The 24,231-nt window shown below is 39.1% G+C and carries 24 protein-coding genes and 1 riboswitch; of the genes, 18 read left to right on the top strand and 6 right to left on the bottom strand.

The window, feature by feature from the left end; all coding sequences use genetic code 11:
* The first annotated feature begins 19 nt into the window (after nucleotides 1-19).
* From AC6BKE_RS09450 to AC6BKE_RS09530, 17 genes are all read left to right on the top strand, one after another.
* Nucleotides 20-832, top strand: a complete 813-nt coding sequence (locus AC6BKE_RS09450) for a GNAT family N-acetyltransferase (RefSeq protein ID WP_499856667.1) — start codon at nucleotides 20-22, stop codon at nucleotides 830-832.
* A 1-nt stretch (nucleotide 833) separates the two neighbouring features.
* A complete protein-coding gene (menC, locus tag AC6BKE_RS09455) occupies nucleotides 834-1,940 on the top strand; it encodes an o-succinylbenzoate synthase (protein WP_499856669.1) in 1,107 nt (368 codons plus the stop codon).
* Between the two features lie 39 nt (nucleotides 1,941-1,979).
* Nucleotides 1,980-3,032, top strand: a complete 1,053-nt coding sequence (locus AC6BKE_RS09460) for a YkvI family membrane protein (protein ID WP_330493613.1) — start codon at nucleotides 1,980-1,982, stop codon at nucleotides 3,030-3,032.
* Nucleotides 3,033-3,339: 307 nt separating this feature from the next.
* A complete protein-coding gene (locus tag AC6BKE_RS09465; protein ID WP_036117492.1) occupies nucleotides 3,340-3,957 on the top strand; it encodes a TetR/AcrR family transcriptional regulator in 618 nt (205 codons plus the stop codon).
* A 120-nt stretch (nucleotides 3,958-4,077) separates the two neighbouring features.
* Nucleotides 4,078-5,220, top strand: coding sequence for an acyl-CoA dehydrogenase (locus tag AC6BKE_RS09470; RefSeq protein WP_036117490.1), 1,143 nt, complete (start codon nucleotides 4,078-4,080; stop codon nucleotides 5,218-5,220).
* A gap of 183 nt (nucleotides 5,221-5,403) precedes the next feature.
* A complete protein-coding gene (locus tag AC6BKE_RS09475; RefSeq protein ID WP_036117488.1) occupies nucleotides 5,404-7,038 on the top strand; it encodes an AMP-binding protein in 1,635 nt (544 codons plus the stop codon).
* A gap of 15 nt (nucleotides 7,039-7,053) precedes the next feature.
* Nucleotides 7,054-8,412, top strand: coding sequence for an acetyl-CoA carboxylase biotin carboxylase subunit (locus tag AC6BKE_RS09480; RefSeq protein ID WP_499856672.1), 1,359 nt, complete (start codon nucleotides 7,054-7,056; stop codon nucleotides 8,410-8,412).
* Between the two features lie 65 nt (nucleotides 8,413-8,477).
* Nucleotides 8,478-8,690 (top strand): acetyl-CoA carboxylase biotin carboxyl carrier protein subunit, encoded by a 213-nt coding sequence (locus tag AC6BKE_RS09485; RefSeq protein ID WP_004225532.1) that lies wholly within the window; start codon nucleotides 8,478-8,480, stop codon nucleotides 8,688-8,690.
* 15 nt (nucleotides 8,691-8,705) lie between these two features.
* Entirely contained in the window at nucleotides 8,706-9,623 is a 918-nt protein-coding gene (locus tag AC6BKE_RS09490; RefSeq protein ID WP_499856673.1) for a hydroxymethylglutaryl-CoA lyase, read from the top strand.
* A complete protein-coding gene (locus tag AC6BKE_RS09495; protein WP_499856674.1) occupies nucleotides 9,620-10,402 on the top strand; it encodes an enoyl-CoA hydratase in 783 nt (260 codons plus the stop codon). The genes AC6BKE_RS09490 and AC6BKE_RS09495 overlap by 4 nt, the downstream gene beginning before the upstream one ends.
* A gap of 52 nt (nucleotides 10,403-10,454) precedes the next feature.
* Nucleotides 10,455-11,993 carry an acyl-CoA carboxylase subunit beta gene (locus tag AC6BKE_RS09500; protein WP_058843613.1) on the top strand — a complete coding sequence of 513 codons (1,539 nt, stop codon included), beginning with the start codon at nucleotides 10,455-10,457 and terminating at the stop codon, nucleotides 11,991-11,993.
* Nucleotides 11,994-12,117: 124 nt separating this feature from the next.
* Nucleotides 12,118-12,693: a VanZ family protein gene (locus AC6BKE_RS09505; protein ID WP_231744989.1), complete on the top strand. Its 576-nt coding sequence runs from the start codon at nucleotides 12,118-12,120 to the stop codon at nucleotides 12,691-12,693.
* Between the two features lie 297 nt (nucleotides 12,694-12,990).
* Nucleotides 12,991-13,716 carry a hypothetical protein gene (locus AC6BKE_RS09510; protein WP_330493608.1) on the top strand — a complete coding sequence of 242 codons (726 nt, stop codon included), beginning with the start codon at nucleotides 12,991-12,993 and terminating at the stop codon, nucleotides 13,714-13,716.
* 24 nt (nucleotides 13,717-13,740) lie between these two features.
* Nucleotides 13,741-14,235, top strand: coding sequence for a Cys-tRNA(Pro) deacylase (gene ybaK, locus AC6BKE_RS09515; RefSeq protein ID WP_141903935.1), 495 nt, complete (start codon nucleotides 13,741-13,743; stop codon nucleotides 14,233-14,235).
* A gap of 118 nt (nucleotides 14,236-14,353) precedes the next feature.
* Nucleotides 14,354-14,989: a YczE/YyaS/YitT family protein gene (locus AC6BKE_RS09520; RefSeq protein WP_036117471.1), complete on the top strand. Its 636-nt coding sequence runs from the start codon at nucleotides 14,354-14,356 to the stop codon at nucleotides 14,987-14,989.
* A 101-nt stretch (nucleotides 14,990-15,090) separates the two neighbouring features.
* Nucleotides 15,091-16,167: a nucleotide kinase gene (locus tag AC6BKE_RS09525; protein WP_036117469.1), complete on the top strand. Its 1,077-nt coding sequence runs from the start codon at nucleotides 15,091-15,093 to the stop codon at nucleotides 16,165-16,167.
* A 58-nt stretch (nucleotides 16,168-16,225) separates the two neighbouring features.
* On the top strand, nucleotides 16,226-17,425 hold the full coding sequence (locus tag AC6BKE_RS09530) for a glycine C-acetyltransferase (protein WP_499856675.1): 1,200 nt from the start codon (nucleotides 16,226-16,228) through the stop codon (nucleotides 17,423-17,425).
* Nucleotides 17,426-17,555: 130 nt separating this feature from the next.
* Here AC6BKE_RS09530 and AC6BKE_RS09535 read toward each other — a convergent pair whose 3' ends face one another.
* The 6 genes from AC6BKE_RS09535 to AC6BKE_RS09560 form a co-directional block, all read right to left on the bottom strand.
* The gene (locus AC6BKE_RS09535) at nucleotides 17,556-18,752 is read right to left on the bottom strand and encodes a CaiB/BaiF CoA transferase family protein (protein WP_340833684.1); all 1,197 of its coding nucleotides are present in this window, start codon (nucleotides 18,750-18,752) and stop codon (nucleotides 17,556-17,558) included.
* Complete coding sequence (locus AC6BKE_RS09540) at nucleotides 18,749-19,909, bottom strand: alpha-hydroxy acid oxidase (RefSeq protein WP_499856677.1); 1,161 nt, start codon at nucleotides 19,907-19,909, stop codon at nucleotides 18,749-18,751. The genes AC6BKE_RS09535 and AC6BKE_RS09540 overlap by 4 nt, the downstream gene beginning before the upstream one ends.
* Nucleotides 19,910-19,923: 14 nt before the next feature.
* Nucleotides 19,924-20,703, bottom strand: coding sequence for an enoyl-CoA hydratase/isomerase family protein (locus AC6BKE_RS09545; RefSeq protein ID WP_058843617.1), 780 nt, complete (start codon nucleotides 20,701-20,703; stop codon nucleotides 19,924-19,926).
* Nucleotides 20,704-20,716: 13 nt separating this feature from the next.
* Nucleotides 20,717-21,388: a methionine ABC transporter permease gene (locus tag AC6BKE_RS09550; protein ID WP_036117459.1), complete on the bottom strand. Its 672-nt coding sequence runs from the start codon at nucleotides 21,386-21,388 to the stop codon at nucleotides 20,717-20,719.
* Nucleotides 21,381-22,406, bottom strand: a complete 1,026-nt coding sequence (locus tag AC6BKE_RS09555; protein WP_499856681.1) for a methionine ABC transporter ATP-binding protein — start codon at nucleotides 22,404-22,406, stop codon at nucleotides 21,381-21,383. The genes AC6BKE_RS09550 and AC6BKE_RS09555 overlap by 8 nt, the downstream gene beginning before the upstream one ends.
* A 105-nt stretch (nucleotides 22,407-22,511) precedes the next feature.
* Nucleotides 22,512-23,342 carry a MetQ/NlpA family ABC transporter substrate-binding protein gene (locus tag AC6BKE_RS09560; RefSeq protein ID WP_499856682.1) on the bottom strand — a complete coding sequence of 277 codons (831 nt, stop codon included), beginning with the start codon at nucleotides 23,340-23,342 and terminating at the stop codon, nucleotides 22,512-22,514.
* A gap of 88 nt (nucleotides 23,343-23,430) precedes the next feature.
* Nucleotides 23,431-23,535, bottom strand: a riboswitch (SAM riboswitch).
* A gap of 124 nt (nucleotides 23,536-23,659) precedes the next feature.
* Here AC6BKE_RS09560 and AC6BKE_RS09565 point away from each other — a divergent pair.
* Entirely contained in the window at nucleotides 23,660-24,163 is a 504-nt protein-coding gene (locus AC6BKE_RS09565) for a PPC domain-containing DNA-binding protein (RefSeq protein WP_058843619.1), read from the top strand.
* Nucleotides 24,164-24,231 lie beyond the last annotated feature (68 nt).

Below are 24,231 nucleotides of genomic sequence, written 5' to 3' on the forward strand. Positions count from 1 at the left end.
ATAGAAAGAAGAGATAGGTATGATAGATATTAGGGAAATCAAAACAATAGAACAACTTGAGCAAGTTCAGCAATTAGAGTTTGATGTGTGGGGAATGCCTGCTATTCCTCTCCACCAAACGCTTACAGCAGTGAAAAATGGGGGCATCGTTGTAGGAGCCTATCAAGAAGATAAATTAGTTGGTTTTAGTTATGGTTTTTCGGGTTTTCGACAAGGCAAAAGCTATCTATGCTCTCATATGTTAGGGATTGATGAAAAATATCGATCCCTTGGCATAGGTGAAAAGTTAAAGTACAAACAGCGAGCAATTGCTATTGATCGAGGCTATGATTTAATGGTGTGGACATTTGACCCCCTTGAAACCCGGAATGCTTATCTTAATCTATCTAAATTAAAAGGTATTTGTTATACCTATATTGAAAATTGCTACGGTGAAATGCAGGATGGCTTAAATAAAGGGCTTCCTTCTGATCGATTTGAGGTAAGCTGGCATTTAACTTCAGATTATGTGGTGAACGATACTGTAATAGAAGTAGCAAATGCAATACCTGTGGCAAGCTGTGAACTTACAAAGCAAGGTTTATTATGCTTAAAAATAACTGAAAATTTAAAATTTACTGAAGATTTTTATACGCTACCTGTACCTAAGGACTTTCAAGCTTTAAAAGTACAAAATCCTAGCTTAGCATTGGATTGGCGTTTCAAAACAAGAACTATACTAAAGCAGCTATTTTCAGCAGGCTATACCGCTATTCTATTGCAACAACAAGAATACTTTAACGAATATGTTTTAGTGAAAAAAGCAGCTTTAAATTTGGAAGGGGTAAATTAATATGAAAATGTCAGAAATCACAATACGACAATTGAAGATGAAGTTAAAAGCACCGTTTACAACAAGCTTTGGCACGTTTGAAGAGAGAGACTTTTTAGTCCTTGAGGCTAAAGATGAATCCGGGTTAATTGGTTGGGGAGAATCGGTTGCTTTTCATTCACCTTGGTACAATGAAGAAACACTTCAAACAAACTGGCATATGCTCGAAGATTTCCTAATTCCTCTTATTTTAAATAAAGAGATTCATCACCCAGATGAAGTGAGCCAATTATTTGAGCCAATTCGCAAAAACAATATGGCAAAATCAACGATTGAAGGAGCTATTTGGGATATATATGCGCAGCAAACTGGCCAATCCCTAGCAGCAGCACTTGGTGGTAAAAAGGATGAAATTGAAGTAGGTATTAGTATTGGAATACAAAATTCAATCGAGGAGTTAGTTGCATTAGTTGACGGCTATGTAAAGGAAGGCTATAAACGCATGAAAATTAAAATAAAACCAGGCTGGGATGTAGAGGTTATGCGTACATTAAGGGGAATATTTCCTGATGTAGCCTTTATGGCTGATGCAAATTCAGCCTACCGTCTAGAAGATGCAGAAACATTGAAACAACTTGATGCATTTCAGTTAACAATGATTGAGCAACCACTTGCTTCAGATGACATTATCGATCATGCTTCATTGCAAAAATTAATTGAAACGCCAATTTGTTTGGACGAAAGTATCCATTCGTTAGAAGATGCACGGAAGGCTGTCGAGTTAGGGAGCACAAAAATTATTAATATAAAAATTGGTCGTGTAGGTGGCTTAACAGAAGCAAAAAAAATACATGATTATTGTGAGGCCCATGACATTCCTGTATGGTGCGGGGGCATGTTGGAATCTGGTATTGGTCGTGCGCACAATGTGGCCTTAACAACGTTGTCGAATTTTATATTGCCGGGAGATACTGCTGGATCAAATCGTTATTGGGAAAAGGATATTATTGAACCAGAAATAGTTGTAAAAGGTGGTTATATTGAAGTACCACAGCAAGTAGGAATAGGTTATGAAATAAATAGGGAAACGGTTAATTCCTTAACAGTCGCGCAGAAAACATATCAATAAATAGACTTCAGTTTCAAATATTAGAATAGTAGGTGTTCTATGAAAAAAAGTTGGCAGATAGGTGGAGCATTTGTAGGCTTAATTGTTGGAGCAGGGTTTGCATCGGGTCAGGAAATTATGCAGTATTTTACAAGCTTTGGTTTGTACAGTATTATAGGTGCCATTGTCGCCACAATTGCTTTTGCATTTTTAGGGATGAGTTTAGCGCAATTAGGGACCGATCTACAAACAACATCACATAAAGAGGTTATCTATCATATTGGTGGACGATATGTTGGTATTATTTTAGATATCGTCATCACGTTTTTCTTATTTGGTGTCGCTGTTGTCATGTTTGCTGGATCAGGCTCGACATTTCATCAAATGTTTGGCATCAATCCAATGGTCGGCAGTATTTTTATGGTCGTTATAACCATACTAACATTACTATTAAATGTTAATAATATTATTAATTTGATAGCATTGGTGACCCCTTATTTAATGGGTATAATTTTTATTATTTTGATTTATTCTATTTTTACAATGGACTTATCCATTGCAGAGCAAAATGCTTTAGCAAAAGCACAACCTTCTGCAGCGCCCAATTGGCTAATGGGAGCACTACTTTATGTCTCCTATAATATCGCTGCGGGTGCAGCCATGTTAATTGTGATGGGTGGAACAGTAACAGATCGCAAAGTTGCTGGTAGAGGTGGACTACTTGGCGGTATAATGCTAGGTATTTTAATCGTACTCATCAATATAGCAATGTTTTCTAAAATAAATGTTGTCGATGGAGTAGCAATGCCAACATTAGAATTAGCAAAACAAATTCACCCTATAGTAGGAGTCTTAATGTCCATCGCTTTATTAGGCATGATGTACAATACTGCGGTGGGGATGTTCTATTCATTTACAGTTCGTTTTATTGCACCAGACCATAAATATTTTAAAGTGGGTATTGTAGTTATTGGATTAATAGGTTTTGCTGCAAGTTTAGTAGGATTTACTACATTGGTTGGTAAAGTCTATTCAACAATGGGCTACTTAGGTTTTGCGTTAATTATTGCTGTTATCATTTCATGGCTACGTAAACTACCGAAAGTTTTATAAAGAGGAATTTTTCCCTTGTGTTAAAACGAGGGAAATTTTTTTGTATTTTGTAATGAAAACAAAATGTACATCATACAGTTAATTTGTGTTCGTGAAATCGTTGAATGCTGTTTTAAGTAAACGTTATGCTCGAAATTATAGAAAAAAGCTATTTGTTGCTAGACACCAAATTTTGAGAATGCTATATTTATGTTGTCATAGTATTTTTATAATTAGGAAAAAATAGAATAATCTATGGATTTTAGTAGTTTTTCCTGATTATAAGGAGTGATGGAGTATAGAGCTAGATGAAGGATGATAGGTGCTTATGGTAAAGAAAACGTTAAAACAAAGAATTGTAGAAGCTTCAGTTGAATTGTTTCAGCAAGATGGTTATCACAATGTAACGGTGGATCGCATTGTGGATTATATTGGGGCATCAAAGGGTGGATTTTATCATAATTTTAAATCAAAAGATGAACTGTTATATGAAATTCATGATGTCTTTATTTCATATGTTATTCAACAATCACAGGATGCATATGACAAATACGATACACCTATTAAACGTCTATGTGCTATGCTGCAAACGCTGACACAAGTGTTCGATATGTATCAAGCACATATTACGATTTTTTATGAAGAGAGTCGTTCACTCTCAGATGAATATAGTGATATTATTCATAAAAAACGAGATCACTATCGAGACATCTTGCAAAAAGTAATAGCAGAGGGCCAGGAAGCAAAGGTTTTTCGTACAGAATTACCTTGTACGATTGTCACGATGGCAATTGTCGGGATGATTAACTGGACATACAAATGGTTTAAGCAATCGGGGCCATTAACAATGGAGCAAATCACAGATGTTTTTACTGATATGGTATTGCGTGCTATTGTGACGGAACAAGCAATGGATGAAGCTAAACAATTTATGATAAAGGGGTAGCCAGTAGGAAACACTGGTTTTATTATTTGTTTTTACAAACCGACTAGTCGGTATTTATCTGTAAGTGACGATCATTGAATTCCATCTATTATGGTAAATTTGACATTAGGGGGATTAGGGATGAATTTTGAATTAACAAAAGAGCAAGAGATGATTCGTGACATGGTGCGTGATTTTGCTGAAAAAGAGATTAAACCGTATGCTCGTGAGGTTGATGAGACATCAACAATGAGAATAGAGAGCTTTAAGAAGATGGCAGAACTAGGCTTATTGGGTATCCCATTTCCTGAAGAATATGGCGGCTCAGGTGGAGATACGGTGTCCTATGCTTTAGCTGTTGAGGAAATTGGTCGTGCATGTGGGGGTACAGGACTAAGCTATGCAGCTGCTGTTAGCTTAGGAGCTTCACCAATTTACAACTTCGGCACAGAGGAACAAAAGCAGGAATGGCTAGTTCCATTAGCAAAAGGTGAGACATTAGGATCATTCGGTTTAACTGAGCCTAATGCAGGTTCAGATGCTGGTGGCACACGTACTACAGCCGTTATTGATGGCGATGACTATGTTATTAACGGAGAAAAATGCTGGATTACCAATGCAGGGTACGCTCGACAAATTATTGTAACTGCAGTAACGGGTAAACGTGAAGATGGTAAAAAAATTATTTCCTCTATTATTGTGCCAACAAACACACCAGGTGTAACGATTAACTGTAATTATGACAAAATGGGTGTACGTGGCTCCAATACATGTGAAATTGTTTTGCAAAATGTTCGTGTCCCTAGAGCAAATCTATTAGGGGATGAAAAACGAGGCTTTAGCCAGTTTTTAAACACACTAGATGGTGGGCGTATTTCTATTGCCGCGCTATCTGTGGGGATTGCACAGGCTGCCTATGAAAAAGCATTGAAGTTTGCGCAGGAGCGTGAACAATTTGGTGCACCTATTTCGAAGCTACAGGCGATCCAATTTAAATTAGCCGATATGGCGATGGAAATAGAGCTTGCTCGTACATTAGTACATAAAGCGGCATGGCTAAAAGATCACAAGAAACCATTTGGCAAAGAAGCGGCGATGGCTAAACTATTTGCTTCTGAAATGGGTTTCCGTACATGTAATCAAGCTATCCAAATTCATGGTGGCTCTGGGTATATGAAGGAATACGATGTAGAACGCCATTTACGTGACATTAAGTTAATGGAAATCGGTGAAGGAACATCTGAAATTCAACGTCTCGTCATTTCTCGTCTAATTGGCTGTTAATCATAATCAATTATGCCTTGGCATAATTGTGTCCGGAATTGGCTTTGTGCTTGCACAAAGCAGTCCTTTCCGATTCCGTGACACCCGCTGAACAGTAGCTTAAATCAGCACTCATCTTACCATCTATAAAGGTGGGAGACTTCTGCTGAAAGAAGTTAAATAGCATGAATAAGGGGGATCTTCATGGCAGAGCTTGTGTATCAAACCATTGGTCAGTTGCTAGATGAACAATCTAAAAAGTATCCGCAAAACGAAGCGTTGGTCTATGCTGATAGGGGTTTACGCATGACTTATGAGCAGCTAAATCGTCAAGCACGACTCGTGGCGAGAGGTTTAATGGCTTTAGGAATTGAAAAAGGTGACCATATCGCAGTATGGACAACAAATGTGCCTGAGTGGGTGCAGCTTCAATTTGGTACGGGGAAGATGGGTGCTCCTATCGTTACGGTAAATACCAATTATCGTGCAAGCGAGTTGGAGTATCTATTAAAACAATCTGATGCCAAAACGATTTTTTTAGTTGAAAATTATCGAGACCATTCTTTTATTCATACACTGCAAGAGTTATGTCCAGAGCTTGAACATTGTGAACCAGGTAATTTGCAATCAAAGCGACTACCTTTATTAAAAAATGTTATTTTAATCGGCGAAACCAAATATCCAGGTGTACTCAATTGGTCAGATGTTTTGACTGCTGCTGAGCAAGTAACCGAGGAACAGCTAGATCAAAGAGAGCAATCTCTTCATTATGATGATGTCATTAATATTCAATATACATCTGGTACAACAGGCTTTCCTAAAGGTGTGATGTTAACGCATTTTAATTTAGTCAATAATGCAGTCAACATTGCAGAATGTATGCAGTTAACTGCAGAAGATCGTTTATGTATCCCAGTGCCATTTTTCCACTGCTTTGGTTGTGTCATAGGGACATTAGCCATTACAACGAGTGGCGGCACGATGGTACCAGTACAAGAATTTTCACCTGAAGAAGTACTAAGGACCGTTCAGCAAGAACGATGTACAGCATTACATGGCGTGCCAACGATGTTCATTAGCGAGCTTAATTTACCGAATTTTGCGTCTTTCGATCTGTCAACTTTACGGACAGGAGTAATGGCGGGTTCAAACTGCCCGATTGAGGTCATGAAAGCAGTCATAGAGAAAATGGGCATGAAAGATATTACAATCTGCTATGGCCAAACGGAATCATCACCAGTTATTACACAAACTAGAACGGATGACCCGTTAACATTAAAAGTGGAAACGGTTGGTCGTGCGTTACCAAATTTAGAAGTGAAAATTGTTGTTCCTGGTACGACTGAGGAGGCCCCAACAAATGAACAAGGGGAGCTATGTACAAGAGGCTACCATGTCATGAAGGGCTACTATAAAAACCAAGAGGAAACAGAGCTTGCTATTGATGAGGCTGGCTGGCTGCATACTGGAGATTTAGCAACGATGGATGAAGCGGGCTATATCCGTGTAACTGGACGGTTGAAAGATATGATTATTCGTGGAGGCGAAAATTTATATCCGAGGGAGATTGAGGAGTTTCTTTACACGCATCCGAAAATTTCAGACGTACAGGTTGCTGGTGTCCCTGACCCTGTATATGGAGAAGAGGCGGCAGCTTGGATCATTTTAAAAGATGGCGAACAGGCAACAGAGGAAGAAATTCGAGATTATTGTAGGGACAAAATTTCTAGACATAAAATTCCGCGACATATTTTCTTTATCGATAACTATCCTATGACTGCATCTGGAAAAGTTCAAAAATATAAATTACGAGAAGATTTTGTTATGACCGTAAAGTAAGGAGGGGCAGTGACTATGTTCAACAAGGTATTAATTGCAAATCGTGGGGAGATTGCTAGACGGGTAATCAGAACATGCAAGCGTCTAAATATTCATACGGTTGCTATTTACTCAGAGGCAGATGTTGATAGCTTACATGTAAAAGATGCGGATGAAGCTTATTGTGTAGGGAAGCCACCCGTTGCACAAAGCTATTTAAACATTGACCGCATTCTTGAAATTGCAAAAGAGAGTGGCGCAGAGGCTGTTCATCCAGGCTATGGTTTACTATCGGAGAATGTGAATTTTGCGAAACGTTGTACAGAGGCGGGTTTAGTCTTTATCGGACCAAGTGCGGAAGTCATTGCGTCAATGGGCAGTAAATTAGAGGCACGTAAAACAATGAAAGCTGCTGGCGTGCCTATTGTAGAAGGAGTAGAGGCTCCTGTGAAGGATGTTGCAGAAGCTACTGAAATCGCTGAACGTTTAGGTTATCCAATTATGTTAAAAGCATCTGCTGGCGGTGGTGGTATTGGGATGCAGCTAGTTGACAATACTGAGGAGCTGGCTAAAGCATTTGAGGGAAATCAAAAGCGTGCGCAATCATTTTTCGGTGATGGCACGATGTATATGGAGCGTTTTATCGCTAATCCTCACCATGTGGAAGTGCAAATAATTGCCGATCACCAAGGCAATATAGTTCCGTTATTTGAACGGGAATGCTCTATTCAACGAAGAAATCAAAAAGTGGTGGAAGAAGCCCCATCACCGTTCATTTCACAAGAGACAAGAGATAAGATGCTAGAGGCTTCAGTGAAGGCTGTGAGACACATTGGATACGTCAATGCTGGAACGATCGAGTATTTGGTGGATAAAGATCAAAACTTTTACTTCTTAGAAATGAATACAAGATTACAGGTAGAGCATCCAGTCACAGAGGAAATTACAAAGCTTGATTTAGTAGAAGAGCAATTAAAAATTGCGGCAAAACTACCTCTTTCATTTACTAGGGAAAGTATTGCTAAAGATGGGCATGCGATTGAAGTACGTATATACGCAGAGAATCCCTCCACATTTTTCCCTTCTCCAGGTACCATTACGGTTCTTGAATTACCAACAGGCGAGGGGGTTCGACATGAATGTGGTGTAGAGACAGGTTCAGCAGTTACACCATTCTATGATCCAATGATTAGTAAATTGGTGGTGTGGGGAGAAACAAGGGAAATTGCCTGTGAGAGATTAATTCAAGCACTGAAAGCGTATAAAGTGGAGGGTATTCAAACGAATATTCCGATGCTGTTAAAAACCGTTACACATGAACAATTTTTAAAAGGGAATACAACGACTAAATTTGTAGAGCAATATTATTTACCGCAATTAGCAGAAACAAAATAACAACTTTCATACATTCGTGCTTCTTTGAAGGGCGAATGTATGACTAAAATTAGGAGTGAAGGATAATGGCAACAGTAAAAGCAAGTATGGCAGGTACAGTGTGGAAAATCGTCGTAACAGAAGGAGAGAAAGTGACGGCAGGCCAAGATGTGGCTATTTTAGAATCGATGAAAATGGAAATTCCGATTGCAGCAGAAGAGGATGGCGTGGTAACGAAGATCATTGCCAATGAGGGAGACTTCATTAACGTTGATGATGATATTTTAGAAATTGAATAAGAGGAGGCTTCTTTAATGCAGCTACCTAAGCATGTCATAATCAAAGAAGTTGGTCCCCGTGACGGTTTACAAAACGAAAAAACGCATATTACAACTGTTGATAAAATACAATTAGTGAATTTATTGAGCCAAACAGGACTAACTTACATTGAAGTGACTTCATTTGTTCATCCGAAATGGATACCTCAATTGGCAGATGCTGTTGAGGTTCTTCAAGCTATTAAACGGCAGAAGGATATTACTTATGCAGCGCTTGTACCTAATATGCGTGGCTTAGAACGTGCATTACAGGCTGAAGTAGACGAAGTAAGTATTTTTATGTCTGCTAGTGAAAGTCATAATCAAAGCAATATTAATAAAACCATTGACGATACATTTCCTATATTAGAGGAAGTAGTAATAGGGGCTAAGGCTGCAAAGAAAAAAGTTCGAGGGTATATCTCAACGGTTATTGGCTGTCCATATGAGGGGTATATACATCCTGACAAAGTACTACGTGTAACAGATAAATTATTGGAAATGGGTGTGGCTGAAATATCGCTTGGTGACACAATTGGTGTTGGCGTGCCAACGCAGGTTGAGTATCTTTTAGAGGCGTTATTAAAAAGATACGATGCTGAAAATTTTGCCATGCATTTTCATGACACACGTGGGACAGCACTAGCCAATATTATGAAATCCTTAGAGATGGGTATGACCAAGTTTGATAGTGCGCTTGGCGGATTAGGGGGCTGTCCATATGCTAAAGGAGCTTCAGGGAATGTAGCTACAGAGGATTTATTATATTTATTCGATGAGATGGGCATTGAAACAGGAATAGATCGACAGAAAGTGCTAGAGGCAGCACTCTTTATTGAAGAGAAATTAGGCAAAGCGGTTGCATCGAAGCAAATGGCTATTGTCCGTAATGAAAGGAGTGCAAACCAACGATGACACAACTTGTTCGTTTGGAATTACTAGAGGGCAGCATTGGACTGATTACCCTAACAAGACCAGAAGCTGCAAATGCTATGTCTGTTCAGTTACTTCGTGAGCTGTCCGACATGCTCGATCAAATCAATGGAGATCCAGCAGTGCGTGTTGTCCTACTGACAGGTGCAGGAGAAAAGGCATTTTGTGCAGGAGCAGATTTAAAAGAACGTAAAGGAATGGCTGATCGACAAGTGAAGCGAATCGTACAGTTGATTGGTGCGACTGTGGCAAAAGTTGAGACACTTGCTCAGCCTGTCATTGCTGTACTAAATGGGGTAGCATTTGGCGGTGGATTGGAGCTGGCATTAGCTTGTGATCTACGTATTGCCGCTACACATGCAAAGCTTGGTTTAACAGAAACATCACTCGGTATTATCCCAGGTGCTGGAGGAACACAACGACTTCCACGACTAATTGGCCTTGGCAAAGCAAAGGAATTAATTTATACAGCACGTAGGTTGAGTGCGGCGGAAGCCAAAGATTATGGCATTGTTGAGTATGTTTATGAGGAACATGAGGTAATGGAAAAGGCACAACAACTTGCGCTAGAAATGGCAAAAAATGCACCACTCTCTCTAGTGCAAGCTAAAGTCGCAATCAATCAGGGTGTTGAGGTAGATTTAGCTACCGGGTTAAAAATTGAATCACTAGCATATAGTGCACTGATCCCAACAGAAGACCGATTAGAGGGCTTGTTAGCATTCCAAGAGAAGCGAGCGCCACAATATTCAGGGAAATAAAGCGCTAAAAATGATTTTGGTGTAATTGATTGGGCAAAGGGAGGAAATAAACATGAGCAATATCTCGACAGAAAATACGCCACCTACAATGAAGGACAAAATTTTAACAGGTGGTTTACCAAAATATCATGATAAAAATGCACAACAGGGCAAGCTATTTGTACGTGAACGTCTTGAACTATTACTAGATGATGGTCTTCAATCAGAGGATGGCCTCTATGCAAACTGTTTAGCAGGGGATTTACCAGCTGATGGTGTTGTCACAGGTATAGGTAAAATTCATGGTCGCACGGTATGTGTGCTAGCTAATGATTCTACTATTAAAGCGGGCTCTTGGGGAAAACGCACAGTTGAAAAAATGATTCGTATTCAGGAAACAGCTGAAAAGCTGAATTGCCCATTACTATATTTAGTCGATTCAGCAGGTGCGCGTATTACAGATCAGTTAGAAATGTTCCCAGGACGCAGAGGAGCAGGACGTATTTTCTACAACCAAGTCAAGCTGTCAGGGAAAGTTCCGCAAATTTGCTTATTATTTGGTCCTTCCGCAGCAGGTGGTGCTTATATACCTGCATTTTGCGATATCGTTGTCATGGTAGAAGGAAATGCTTCTATGTATTTAGGATCACCTCGGATGGCGGAAATGGTTATTGGGGAGAAAGTAGATTTAGAAACAATGGGTGGCGCAAAAATGCACTGTTCTGTATCAGGCTGTGGAGATGTACTTGTCAAAACAGAACAGGAGGCTATTACGTATGCTCGTAAATATTTAGGTTACTTCCCGAATAACTATGCTGAGCGCAGTAAGATAGAGGCACCTAAACCACCTGCTTCATTTGATAAATCTATTGAAGAATTAATTCCACAAAACCAAAATGTTCCTTTTGATATGTATAAATTAATTGAACGTATTATCGATGAAGATTCATTTTGTGAAATCAAAAAATTATTTGCACCAGAATTAATTACAGGTCTTGCACGTATTAATGGGCAATCCGTTGGGATCATCGCTAACCAACCTCGTGTCAAGGGAGGCGTGCTATTCCACGATTCTGCTGATAAAGCAGCGAAGTTCATTTCACTTTGTGATGCATTCAATATTCCGCTGTTATTCTTAGCAGACGTTCCTGGCTTTATGATTGGTACTCAGGTAGAAAAAGCAGGAATCATCCGTCATGGTGCGAAAATGATTTTTGCCATGAGTGAGGCAACTGTTCCTAAGCTAACGGTCATTGTGCGTAAAGCGTATGGTGCAGGTCTATATGCCATGGCAGGACCTGCCTTTGAACCAGATTGCTGTATTGCTTTGTCAAATGCACAAATTGCCGTAATGGGACCAGAGGCTGCTGTGAATGCTGTTTATGCCAATAAAATTGCAGAGCTTCCAAAAGAAGAGCAAGCAAGCTTCATTGCTGAGAAACGTAAAGAATACCAAGAGGAAATTGACGTGTATCGATTAGCATCAGAGCTAATCATCGATGATGTCATTGAGCCGAATGAGTTACGCAAGGTGTTAGAAAATCGCTTAGAGCTTTATATGTCCAAATACTTATTATTCTCACAACGTAAGCATGGGGTAAACCCAGTATAAACATACTTATTGAAAGGCTGTCTCTGCTGTTAAGAGGCAGCTTTTTTTGAATGATTAATTTTTTCAGCTACTTGCATGCCATAGAGCAGCATATTAAAATATGGGAAGGAATAAAGGGAAGTGGGTGTTAAGCTTGTCTAAAAACAACATAACGGATGTTCACGGTAATGCCAAGCTCCCATTACCGTATCGAGATGTCATTGATACATATTATTTGCCCCTCAAGGTCATGGGGTGGATCTTATTTAGCATCTATTCATTTATAGCTTTTTATAAATTGGTCATTGATCGCTTAGTAAATGTAGTAGTTGTTTTATTGCAAGGCGATTATTCTATCGGCGACTTAGGTTTGTTTGATTATAGTAGTTGGCGACTAACTACTAATTTTGTTCCCTTTGAAACGATTCTCCGCTATATAAACTACTCTCAATATTTTAATTGGGATATCATAATCGTTAACCTTCTTGGCAACTTATTAATTTTTACGCCAATGGGTTTTTTATTGCCATTATTGTCGAAAAAATTTCGCAAAGCATGGGTCATTATTTGTTTGGGCTTTTTTGCTAGTCTTGCTGTAGAAACCATTCAATTCATTTTTACAGTGGGTTCTGCGGATATTGATGATTTAATTTTGAATACGATTGGCGCATGGCTTGGCTATATAGCTTATAAAGGGATCTTAATTAGACCTAAAAAATGAGAAAGCAGTCCTGTTTTAAGGGCTGTTTTTTGCGTTAATAAAAATTTTGTTTAAAGAATGCTTACTGTAAAATGAATGTATGGATTATACGCTTAAAAATAGAGTCTTTATACCTAGCACTAAAAATAATTAGTATCTCTTTAGGTGGTTAGTATTAATTTTTGCTTGAATTTAATAGTGAAAATTCCGATAATGAGTGTACAGAAACTGTTCAGACGGTATAGATATAGTGAAAGAAGATATTTTCATATCTAGTATCTTATTAGCATATGAAGATAGAAGGGCGAGGTGAAAACTATGAAAATATCAAATTTAAGGGAGCAAGAGAGAATTTCATCGCAATATAATCGTAAAAAAATCTTGCAACGAAAAGAAGCCGGAGAAGCTTATCGCAAAAATGCGATGTATTTCCAGCCAAAGAAAAACCCAGCATTGCTTGAACTTGAAAATCTACTGTTAGGGCGTACCGATCAAGACTTATTTGAGCAGCAACAAGAAAAGTCAAAAGAAGTTACTCCTCAACAGCAAGCCATAATGGAAGACTTGCGACAAACAGAAAAGAATGTACGTGCTCATGAGCGATCCTATAAAGAAGGTACTAGTGATAGCGCAGAATCTTCTACTGTCGTCAATCCAGAGCAAAATGACACATTGCAAATTTTAGAGCAGGTGCGACATGCCGCATTAGCATCGACAGAGCCTTCTCCTCAAGATTTACAGGTGGCACAAAGCGTGAATGCGCAAATACAACATATATTAAACGATTCGTATACTGAAGAGGGCAAAATAGGTGAAGAAGAACCATCCTTTGTACGTGACATCATGGAAGTGAAGGTTCCTGAACGTTTCTCGAAGGAATTGAAATTGGATCCATTTGCAGATACAATTTTCGGTAAGAACTATGAGACTGCATTTAAATTAAGAACATTCCATCAGGTATCGGAAAAATATGCGGCTCATGTTCAAATGACGAAAAATGGCTATCGTCCAGACACGGACTCTATGTTCTCTTTGATAGCCTGATGCTGTAGATAGGAGATTATTGACATGGCAAAGGCAAAGCATGCGAAAACAAATGCAATTCGATTATTAGAACAACAAAAAATCCATTTTGATGTGATTGAATATGAAACGGGAGACGGTCAAGTTGATGGTGTCTCTGTTGCAGAAAAAATTGGTCACCCTGTCACGCGTGTGTTTAAAACATTGGTAGCAAAGGCAAGCGCACAAAAGCTATTTGTATTTATCATTCCAGTGGCAGAGGAGCTGGATTTAAAAGCTGCCGCAAAGGTAGTAGGGGAAAAGAAAATCGAAATGCTAGCGGTAAAGGATTTACTTGGTTATACCGGTTATGTACGTGGCGGATGTTCACCAGTGGGGATGAAGAAGTTATATCCAACAGTAATAGATGAATCTGCCCTAGGGCAAGATAGTATTATTGTGAGTGCGGGGAAAATAGGTATGCAAATCCATGTTCAGCTAGACGACTTGAAAAATATGACAAAGGCACAGCTTGCCCCTATTACAACTACCCATGTGTGAGAGAATGGGTAGTTTCTTTATGTATAATGGACAATCAAGTACAAGCGCAGTCTCTCAATTTTTTATAGAAAATGTGATACAGTTAGAGCAATATCATGCATAGAGAGAGGGATAGGAAATGCGTAAGATAATGGGGTGGCGTTGGACATTTTTTATTAGTGGCCTAATTGTGATGTCACTTGGCATCACGATGTCGATAAAGGGGAAGATTGTTGGCACAAGCCCTTGGGATGTCTTGCATGTTGGGTTATTTCAAAATTTTGGGTTAAGTATTGGGACATGGTCTATTATAACAGGGCTCTTTATAGTTGCTTCAACATCGATTGTGTTACGTGAATGGCCAAAGATAGGCACTTGGCTGAACATGCTGCTCATCGGCTCCTTCATTGATGTATTTAATTTGGTGCTGCCATCTACTGATGTTTATGGCTTGCAGATTACATATTTTATCATTGGTTTATTTGTTTTGAGTTTTGGCTGTGGGATGTATATTGCACCGAATATGGGTGCAGGTCCACGAGATACTTTAATGATGATACTTGTTGAAAAGTTTGGTGGCTCGATTAAAACAGCCAGAATGGGCATCGAAGTTCTGGTGACCATTGTTGGCTGGCTTTTAGGAGGACCAGTTGGCGTAGGGACGGTATTAATCGCTCTAACCTCAGGCTATATTGTGCAATATTCATTACCGTATTGTCGTAAAATATTAATGAAATGTATTGGGCATATAGAAGGAATGAAGCCATTCTATTAAACGATGAAGCTACTTAGATCTGTAAAAGATAGAAGTAGCTTTTCATCTTTTTTAGCGTTCTTTCATATAATGCAGGGCAGAAGCTAAAGGAGGAACGACATTTGAATGGAAATGTAACGTATTATTTTGGACACGCATTGACTGGGCAAGGTGTGAAACATTTATATAAAGAGATGATAGAAGAGGCGGAGCTTGTTTACTTTTTGCAAGGTGCTCCCACATTTAAAGGATCAGAGCTGTTAAAAGAGCTAGGGTATTTTTATGTGAAGCAGGGCTTTGCAGTCGAATGGTTTAAGCATGCTTTATTAGAGGAAGTAGTTGAGGCCGTTTATGTAAAGGGCTGTAATAGACTTTTTGTATGGGCCTCTGAATGGAATATCGAGCCAACTTTACTCGGTACAAAGCATCGCGTCATGTCCTTTTATGATTGTTTAGAGGAAGTACAGCTTGAAAAGGTTGGGGAGCAGCTTGCTGAGGCGATGCAGGAGCGTGCAACTTGGCGTGAAAAATGTATTGCAAAGCTGGATCAGGCAATCAAGCTTCATGATGACTGGGAGATTATCACGCAAAGCTGTATGAACTGGCAGGCATTAAATGAACAAGTGGAAAATTTAAAGACAGAAGTGTTCCAGTCAATTGTTTTAAATAAAACGGGTATACGGACACATCGTTTACTTGGAACACTAACGCCTAGAGGTGCGGAAAATACCGTTGAAAGTATTACAAAAAGTATAACGACTCGCTTCATGATTAAAGGTAAGCCTGGTACAGGTAAGTCTTCATTAATGAAGGGTTTAGCGGATGAGGCTAATGCTAGAGGTCTTGATGCACAAATTATATGGTGTGGTTTAGATGCAGGTTCAGTGGATATGGTCATTATTCCAGAGCTTAATTTCTGTATCTTTGATAGCACAGAGCCCCATGTCTTTGATCCACAGGATGGTAGATTAGGGGACAAAATTTTTGATATTGGGCAACATTGTGCACTTTCAGAGGAGGCAGAAACAGCAATTGAGGCAGTTCGAGCACACTACAAAGAAGCTATCCAGGATGCAATGGGTCATTCGAAGCGTTATGCTGAAGCCGAATATACAATCCGCCGTCTAGTGGATAATTGTCTATCCGCATCCTTATGGCGTGAAAAAACAGCGCCATTATTCGAAAGATTAACAAAGTAATGTAGCTAATGGCTTGCATGTGCTAAACTAGGAGCTAGAACAGTTTTCCTAGGAAAGGATGATACGCTTGTCAAAAGTATTGAATGCATTTTTAGATGAAAACCTACAAGCCTTACATGAACAAGGCTTATACAATGAAATTGATCCAGTAGAGGGAGCTAATGGCCCGATTATTCAAGTCCGTGGCAAAAATCTTGTTAACTTATCCTCTAACAACTATCTTGGCTTAGCAACAAATGAAGAATTAAAGCGTATTGCCAAAGAGACAATTGATAAATACGGTGTTGGTGCAGGTGCTGTTCGTACAATCAACGGGACACTTGATTTGCACGTTAAATTAGAAGAAAAGCTTGCTGAATTTAAAGGAACAGAAGCGGCTATTTCTTATCAATCTGGCTTTAATTGTAATATGGCAGCCATTTCAGCTGTGATGGATAAAAATGATGCGATTCTATCTGATCAATTAAACCATGCCTCTATTATTGATGGTTGTCGTTTATCAAAGGCGAAAATCATTGCGTTTAATCACTCCGATATGGATGACCTACGTGCTAAGGCAAAAGTAGCTAAAGAATCAGGATTATACAATAAAATCATGGTCATAACAGATGGTGTATTCTCAATGGATGGTGATATTGCTAAATTACCTGAGATTGTGGAAATTGCTAAAGAGTTTGATTTAATTACGTATGTCGATGATGCACATGGTTCAGGTGTAACAGGTAAAGGCAAAGGAACTGTGAAGCATTTTGGATTAGAAAAAGAAATTGACTTCCAAATTGGTACACTATCAAAAGCTATTGGTGTTGTGGGTGGCTATGTAGCAGGTAAGAAAAATTTAATTGATTGGCTGAAAGTTCGCTCTCGTCCATTCCTATTCTCAACAGCTCTACCACCTGGTGATGTAGCAGCCATTACAGCAGCTGTACAAATGCTGATTGATTCAACAGAGCTGCACGATAAGCTTTGGGATAATGGCAACTATTTAAAAGCTGGACTGGAGAAGCTTGGCTTTAATATCGGTGCATCTGAAACACCGATTACGCCTTGTATCATTGGGGATGAAAAGCTGACACAGGAATTTTCAAAACGTCTTTTTGAAGAAGGCGTTTATGCAAAATCAATTGTTTTCCCAACTGTGCCAAAAGGTACAGGACGTGTTCGTAATATGCCAACAGCGGCACATACAAAAGAAATGCTGGATGATGCGATTGCGATTTACGAAAAAGTTGGTCGTGAATTAGGCGTTATTCAATAAGAAAAAGGCTTCCTCATGGATGGGGAAGCCTTTTTGTGTGATAGAAAGTTGAAAGTGGTGGATAGAAGTGAAAAAATAGTCGATAGCAGTTCATAACTGATTGATAGCCACCTGAAAGTAGTCGATAGTTTTATTTCGAACCTATAATTTTGGCTGTTCTTAATTGCTGAATGTCTTCAGCGGAGATATTCAAAGCCTGTAAAATCTCCTCATTATGTTGTCCTAAAGTAGGAGCTGCACTTGTTAGATGACCTGGTGTTTGTGAGAACTTAGCTGGGAAGCCTAATGTACGCATTGGTCCTGCAGTTGGGTGCTCATAGGACAAGACCATGCCACGCTCTAGAATATGTGGATCATTTAATGTTTGATCGTAGGAATAGATTGGGCTAGATGGTACGCCGTGTTCATCCAATAGCGCTAGCCAGTAAGTAGCTTGATGCTTGATTAATTCGCTCTCAATTTCTGCCTCCAGTACTTTCACATGTTGGGCACGTGAATAGTTGGTAGCAAAGAGGGGATTGTCTAACCAATCAGGTCGGTTGATAACTTTTGTTGCAAAAATCTCCCATAGCTTTTGATTGCCAGCACCTATTAAAATATAGTCGTCCTGCGTTTTGAAACCTTGATAGGGGGCGGATACCCGATGTGCTGTTCCAGTCCGCTCCGGTAGTTCGCCATGTCCAAAGTAAGCAGCGGCCTCCCATACAGTCCATGCTAGACCTGATTCCACTAAGGAAACATCAATATATTGCCCCTCGCCACTACGCAGCTTATAAATATAGGCCATTAAAATAGATTGTAATGCTGTTTGAGCAGCAGCAATATCATTCACGGCAAAGCCGACTTTTACAGGTCGACCATCCGCTTCACCCGTCATATGCATTAAGCCATTCAGACCCTGTGCCATAATATCATAGCCACCCTTTTGACTATACGGACCCGTTTGTCCATAGCCTGAAATAGAGCAATAAATAAGACCAGGATTGATAGCTTTTAATGTGTCATAATCAATACCAAGCTTTTTTGTGACACCTGGTCGATAGTTTTCCACAAGGACATCAACAGATTGGATAAGTTCTTTAAATAAAGCTAATCCCTCTGGCGTTTTTAAATTAATACAAACCCCTTTCTTATTGCGATTGACCATCATATACATATGGCTTTCTTCATTTATAAAAGGACCCATTGTACGGGTATCGTCTCCATTTGGATACTTCTCAATTTTGATAACCTCTGCACCCATATCTGCTAAGACCATCGTGCAATAAGGACCAGCTAATACTTGCGATAAATCAACAACTCTTAATCCTTGTAATGCTTGTTTCATTTAACCACAGTCCCATCGTGTTTGACTAATGTGATGTTGCGTAATCCTTTGATAGAGGTTGCACCTGCTAAAGCGATGGAAACTTTTAATTCATCATAAAGATTGGTCATCACCTTTTCGACGCCCTGTTGTCCTTCAAGGGCTAGCCCATAGACGAAAGGGCGTCCAATTGCAACGGCATCCGCTCCTAAAGCAAGTGCTTTTAAAGCATCCATGCCACGATAGACACCACTATCTAAAATAATAGGAATTTGTCCATTCACAACTTTCGCAATAGCAGGAAGTGCATCAAGTGAACCAATAACACCATCTAATTGACGGCCACCGTGGTTTGATACAATAATGCCATCAATACCATTGTCGATAGCTAGCTTCGCATCTTCAGGATGTAAAATTCCCTTCAATAATATAGGAAGGTTTGTACGTTTTTTTAATTCTCGAACATGCTCCCAATTAAGTGTTGGGTGGAAGACATTTTGCAAGACACCTTGTACGTAGGACTCGAATGAATCATCAGGTAAAGTGGCTGTAAAAACGGGATCATTCATATAATTGCCTCGTGCATAGCCTAGCTTCAATGGTGAAAATTGATTGCGGACATCTTCTTCACGCCAACCAAGCATTACTGTATCGACAGTTAAGACAATCGCTTCAAATCCGGCTGCCTCCGCTCGTGCCACCATACTAAAAGCGATTTCTTCATTAGTAGACCAATATAATTGAAACCATTTTGTTGCAGAAGGAGCAGCTTGAGCAACTTCTTCAAGTGCATAAGTGGAAACGGTGCTCTGAATATAGGGCATGTTTAAATGCTCGGCAGCACGTACTACAGCAAGCTCACCTTCATCATGAACCATTCCGTTCATGCCGACGGGAGCAAAGAGCAATGGAGTTGGGTATGTTTTACCAAACAAATTAATCGATGTTTGAACATTTGAAACATCCTTTAAAAAGCGAGGAACTATAGAATACTTTTCGAAAGCTGCACGATTATTGCGCAGTGTTTGTTCACCACCAGCACCTGAACGGATATAGCCAAAAGGTCCAGCTTCGATTTTTTCCGCTACGGCCTTTTCTAAATCTGCAAAGCAAATGGGGAAGGGGGCTTGTGCAGTAATATTTTTTAAGAGTAGATCACCATCAGTTATGTTTGTCATCGTTACTACCTCACTTATTTATTGAAAATAGGCTTTCTTTTGTTTAAGAAGGCTTGAATACCTTCGTTATAATCATCTGAACTAAATGAATTAAGAACGATCTGTGCCAGCTCATCGCTTTCTTCGTTTTCACCATCTACAATTGCTTGGATCATTTTTTTGATGCCTGCGTTTGCAATGGATGATTTACTTAATAGATGTTCAGCAAAATGCAGCGTGGCACTTTCAATATCCTCTGGCTCATGTAAGGCTGTGATTAAACCGATGTTTTTTCCATCTTGTGCTGTAAAAATATTGGCTGTGTATAAAATCTCTTTCGCCTTGGCAACACCAACAAGATTGATGAGACGCTTTGTACTTTCAAGATTATAGACAATACCAATATTCGCCGCTGTGATGCCTAGCTTACTCTTTGGTGTCGCCATTCTAAAATCACATGCGTTGGCTAGTTCTAAGCCACCACCAATGGCTAAACCCTGAATCATAGCAATCGTCGGGTGAGGAAATTTATAGAGGGTATCAATCGCCTTTAGAGCCAAATCATTATAGGCTTTGGCATTGTCCGCGGCATAACGAATATCTAAAAACTCGCTAATATCGGCACCAGATGAAAAGGCTACTTCATTAACGCCACGGACAATTAAGAGCTTAATAGAAGAATCTACACGTAACTGCTCAAGTTGCTCTACTATGTTCTGAAACATCGCCTTTGATAAGGAATTCCGTTTATCAGGTCGGTTTAACACTAACGTTGCAATATAACCATTTTTCTCTACATAAATTTCAGTTGTCATTGTCATTCTCCTCTTAATCCTTTTTCAATTTCGCAGCGAAGCGGTTGCCGATGGATTGAATGCTTTGCACAAGAATGATTAAGATAAAGACAGTTGCATACATAACATCGACCTCATAGCGTAAATGACCATAACGATAGGCGAGGTCACCCAAACCTCCAGCACCAACCATTCCTGCCATAGCCGTAGCACCGATTAAACCAATTGTGGCAATTGTTAAGCCTAAAATAATAGATGGACGAGCTTCACGTAATAGCACATGCCAAATAATATGGCGACGTTTAATACCCATTGCTGTGTAGGCTTCTACCACTCCCGAATCCACCTCTAATAGCGCAGATTCCATCAGTCGAGCAATATAAGGAGCTGTATAGACAACTAGCGGAACGATAACACCTTTAACCCCAATTGTTGTGCCGACGATCAGCTTAGTAAAAGGTAGGATGAAGAATAATAAAATGATGAATGGAACAGAACGTATAATATTAATGACTAAATTAAAAAATTGATATAAAAATTTATTGTCAAAGGATTGACCTGGTCGTGTTAATACGATTAATAGCCCCAATGGAATCCCAATGAGAATGGAAAACAATAAAGAAATTCCGACCATTTGAAATGTTTCGATAATTGATTTGCCAATTACATCTGACCAATCTGTAAAAAAGCTTTGAATACTACTCATTGAATTCACCTCCTAATTCTTCCACCGCGACGCCATTTTCCGTAAAATATGTGAGTGCCTTTTGGACAATGTGAAGTTCTCCATGTAAATGCACCACAATGTTACCAACAATGCCGTTTTTTAATTCAATAATATTTGCCGTTAAAATATTTGGTTGTACATCATACACTTTCGTAACTTCTGCTAGTAATGGCTTACCAGTACTTTCACCTAGGAAGGTTAAACGAATGACACTGCCTGAAACATTTAACTGCTCGATCAGGGAAGGGGATAAATTACGTTGTGAAATCGTATTTAAAAACTTTCTCGTTGTAGGATGCTTCGGTTTAGCAAAAAGTTCAATAGCCGTACCAAATTCCACCACTTTTCCTGATTCAAGAACAGAAACCTCATCACATATTTTCTGAATGACATTCATCTCATGTGTAATCAGCAGGATCGTAATACCTAATTCACGGTTAATTTTTAACAACAATTCAAGAATGGCTTCGGTTGTTTCAGGGTCGAGTGCACTTGTTGCTTCGTCACTAAGTAGAACCTCTGGTTCCTGTGCCAAGGCACGTGCAATAGCAACACGTTGCTTTTGCCCACCTGAAAGTTGGTTAGGGTAGCTGTCTAGTTTGTCTGTTAATCCAACAATTTCAGCATATTTAGCCACACGGTTTTTTACCTCTTTCTCGTTATAGCCAAGTAGCTTTAAAGGAATAGCAATATTATTGTAAACGGTTGCCGTTTTTAATAGATTAAAATGTTGGAAAATCATCCCGATTTTTTGGCGTGTTTGCCGTAATTCATGAAGAGAAAGGGCAGTAATGTCCACATTGTCGATTAACACTTTTCCAGCTGTAGGTCGCTCTAGTAGATTGACGCAACGAATGAGTGTACTTTTACCTGCACCACTATAGCCAATCACACCATGAATTTGTCCTTTTTTTACATGGAGATTTATTCCATCTACAGCCTTAATGATGTCTTTTTTCGTCTTATATTCTTTTGAGATATTTTGTAATTGAATCATCCGATTGATTGCTCCTTTCTCAAGCTCCTAAAAAGCAAGAATCTGCTCGTTTTCCATAGAGGAATTTCGGCAGATTCTTCAGCTACTAGAAGCTTCCTGAATGTATTACCAGCTAGGGATTACTGAACCTTTGAATTCTTCTTCAATGAATTGACGTACTTCATCAGATTGGTAAGCCTCAACGAACTTTTTAATTGTTGGGTCATTTTCATTTTCTGCACGTACCACAATATAGTTCACATATGGAGAGTCAGTAGATTCTAAAAGAATAGCGTCATCTTTAGGATTAATGCCAGCTTCCAATGCGAAGTTTGTATTAATAGCTGCTACATCTACTTCACTAAGCTGCTTAGGAATTTGAGCTGCCTCTAATTCGATGAATTTTAAATTCTTTTTGTTTTCTTCTACATCACGGATAGAGGCTGTTAAATCTGCCCCATCTTTTAATTTTATATAGCCTGCTTCCTGTAAAACAAAGAGGGCACGAGCACCATTTGTTGGGTCATTTGGTAAACCAAATGTTGCACCATCCGGAATGTCCTCAAAGGATTTATATTTTTCAGAGTAAATACCCATTGGATTTAAAATCGTTTTGCCTACTGGTACTAAATCTGTATCATGATCTTTATTAAACGTATCGAGGAAAGGCTCGTGTTGATAGCTATTCGCATCAAGATCACCTTCAGATAAGGATGTATTAGGTAAAACATAATCAGAAAATGATTTAAGCTCTACTTCTAGCCCATTTTCTTTGGCTACTTTCGCTGCAACTTCTGCTATTTGTTCGTGTGGACCAGACGTGACACCTACGACGATTTTATTTTCATTAATTGCTTCAGCTTGACCTTTACTCTCTTCTTTAGAGCCACAACCTGCTAGAGCTGCTGCTAATGTAAGACTTGCTAAACCTACTAAAAATTTATTTTTCTTTTTCATGAAAACTACCTCCAAGATTGTTTTTATCGGTTTTTGAAAATAAAAAAACTCTCTTACAAACTAAGAGAGGCTCATGAAAAAATGTCCTCTCTTATCTATCAAACGATAATCGTTTGCAGGATTTAGCACCTTCCTTCTAAAAGGAGGTTGCCGAGCTTCATAGGGCCAGTCCCTCAGCTACTCTTGATAAGAGATTTATCATATTTTTTTTGTAATTCCGATAGAACTAATATAATTTATAGGTTATAGTAAGTCAATAAATATTTTTTTAAATTTTTTATATTATTATAATATTTCGTCATGAAAGAGGGATAGCAATGTCTGTAAGAGTTAATTATGGTATAGGTTCATTTGGCAAGGTTGTGAGTGCTCGATTGCTAATGGGTACAGACATTATTGAAGGAATGGAGGCACTTTGTGAGGAGAACCATATTGAGTCAGCAACAATTGTTAGCTGTATAGGTAGCCTTCAAAAGAGTAGCTTTGTTTATTTAGTACCTGATGAAACATCACAGATTAACGTAAGTTTTAGCGATGTCATAAAAAAAGAGGGGCCACTTGAATTGATCCAAGGCTCTGGCGTAGTATGTAAGCGCGATGGGGGATATGAAACACATTTCCATGGTTCTATGAGTGATCAATGGGGCATCGTGTCAGGGGGGCATTTAATGAAGAGGGGGAACCCTGTTATTACGGCTGACATAGTGCTAGCTGAGGTTCAAGGCATCCAGCACTTTCGAAAATTTGATGAAGAAACAGGCCATGTTCAATTTTATCCATTAGAACACGGTTTACAGCAGCCAAGGAAAATTGAAAAATAGCGAAAATGATACTAACTTTTTCTTTTCACTGAGCTGCATGTTCCTTACTGAATTAAAAAATGTTAGAC

This window comes from Lysinibacillus sp. COL-1, assembly GCF_059814265.1.

What these genes read in the sequence shown, in the direction of transcription:
- AC6BKE_RS09450 (WP_499856667.1), top strand. Translation starts at nt 20, where the DNA reads ATGATAGATATTAGGGAAATCAAAACAATAGAACAACTTGAGCAAGTT.
- menC (WP_499856669.1), top strand. Translation starts at nt 834, where the DNA reads ATGAAAATGTCAGAAATCACAATACGACAATTGAAGATGAAGTTAAAA.
- AC6BKE_RS09460 (WP_330493613.1), top strand. Translation starts at nt 1,980, where the DNA reads ATGAAAAAAAGTTGGCAGATAGGTGGAGCATTTGTAGGCTTAATTGTT.
- AC6BKE_RS09465 (WP_036117492.1), top strand. Translation starts at nt 3,340, where the DNA reads ATGGTAAAGAAAACGTTAAAACAAAGAATTGTAGAAGCTTCAGTTGAA.
- AC6BKE_RS09470 (WP_036117490.1), top strand. Translation starts at nt 4,078, where the DNA reads ATGAATTTTGAATTAACAAAAGAGCAAGAGATGATTCGTGACATGGTG.
- AC6BKE_RS09475 (WP_036117488.1), top strand. Translation starts at nt 5,404, where the DNA reads ATGGCAGAGCTTGTGTATCAAACCATTGGTCAGTTGCTAGATGAACAA.
- AC6BKE_RS09480 (WP_499856672.1), top strand. Translation starts at nt 7,054, where the DNA reads ATGTTCAACAAGGTATTAATTGCAAATCGTGGGGAGATTGCTAGACGG.
- AC6BKE_RS09485 (WP_004225532.1), top strand. Translation starts at nt 8,478, where the DNA reads ATGGCAACAGTAAAAGCAAGTATGGCAGGTACAGTGTGGAAAATCGTC.
- AC6BKE_RS09490 (WP_499856673.1), top strand. Translation starts at nt 8,706, where the DNA reads ATGCAGCTACCTAAGCATGTCATAATCAAAGAAGTTGGTCCCCGTGAC.
- AC6BKE_RS09495 (WP_499856674.1), top strand. Translation starts at nt 9,620, where the DNA reads ATGACACAACTTGTTCGTTTGGAATTACTAGAGGGCAGCATTGGACTG.
- AC6BKE_RS09500 (WP_058843613.1), top strand. Translation starts at nt 10,455, where the DNA reads ATGAGCAATATCTCGACAGAAAATACGCCACCTACAATGAAGGACAAA.
- AC6BKE_RS09510 (WP_330493608.1), top strand. Translation starts at nt 12,991, where the DNA reads ATGAAAATATCAAATTTAAGGGAGCAAGAGAGAATTTCATCGCAATAT.
- ybaK (WP_141903935.1), top strand. Translation starts at nt 13,741, where the DNA reads ATGGCAAAGGCAAAGCATGCGAAAACAAATGCAATTCGATTATTAGAA.
- AC6BKE_RS09520 (WP_036117471.1), top strand. Translation starts at nt 14,354, where the DNA reads ATGCGTAAGATAATGGGGTGGCGTTGGACATTTTTTATTAGTGGCCTA.
- AC6BKE_RS09530 (WP_499856675.1), top strand. Translation starts at nt 16,226, where the DNA reads ATGATACGCTTGTCAAAAGTATTGAATGCATTTTTAGATGAAAACCTA.
- AC6BKE_RS09535 (WP_340833684.1), bottom strand. Translation starts at nt 18,752, where the DNA reads ATGAAACAAGCATTACAAGGATTAAGAGTTGTTGATTTATCGCAAGTA.
- AC6BKE_RS09540 (WP_499856677.1), bottom strand. Translation starts at nt 19,909, where the DNA reads ATGACAAACATAACTGATGGTGATCTACTCTTAAAAAATATTACTGCA.
- AC6BKE_RS09545 (WP_058843617.1), bottom strand. Translation starts at nt 20,703, where the DNA reads ATGACAACTGAAATTTATGTAGAGAAAAATGGTTATATTGCAACGTTA.
- AC6BKE_RS09550 (WP_036117459.1), bottom strand. Translation starts at nt 21,388, where the DNA reads ATGAGTAGTATTCAAAGCTTTTTTACAGATTGGTCAGATGTAATTGGC.
- AC6BKE_RS09555 (WP_499856681.1), bottom strand. Translation starts at nt 22,406, where the DNA reads ATGATTCAATTACAAAATATCTCAAAAGAATATAAGACGAAAAAAGAC.
- AC6BKE_RS09560 (WP_499856682.1), bottom strand. Translation starts at nt 23,342, where the DNA reads ATGAAAAAGAAAAATAAATTTTTAGTAGGTTTAGCAAGTCTTACATTA.
- AC6BKE_RS09565 (WP_058843619.1), top strand. Translation starts at nt 23,660, where the DNA reads ATGTCTGTAAGAGTTAATTATGGTATAGGTTCATTTGGCAAGGTTGTG.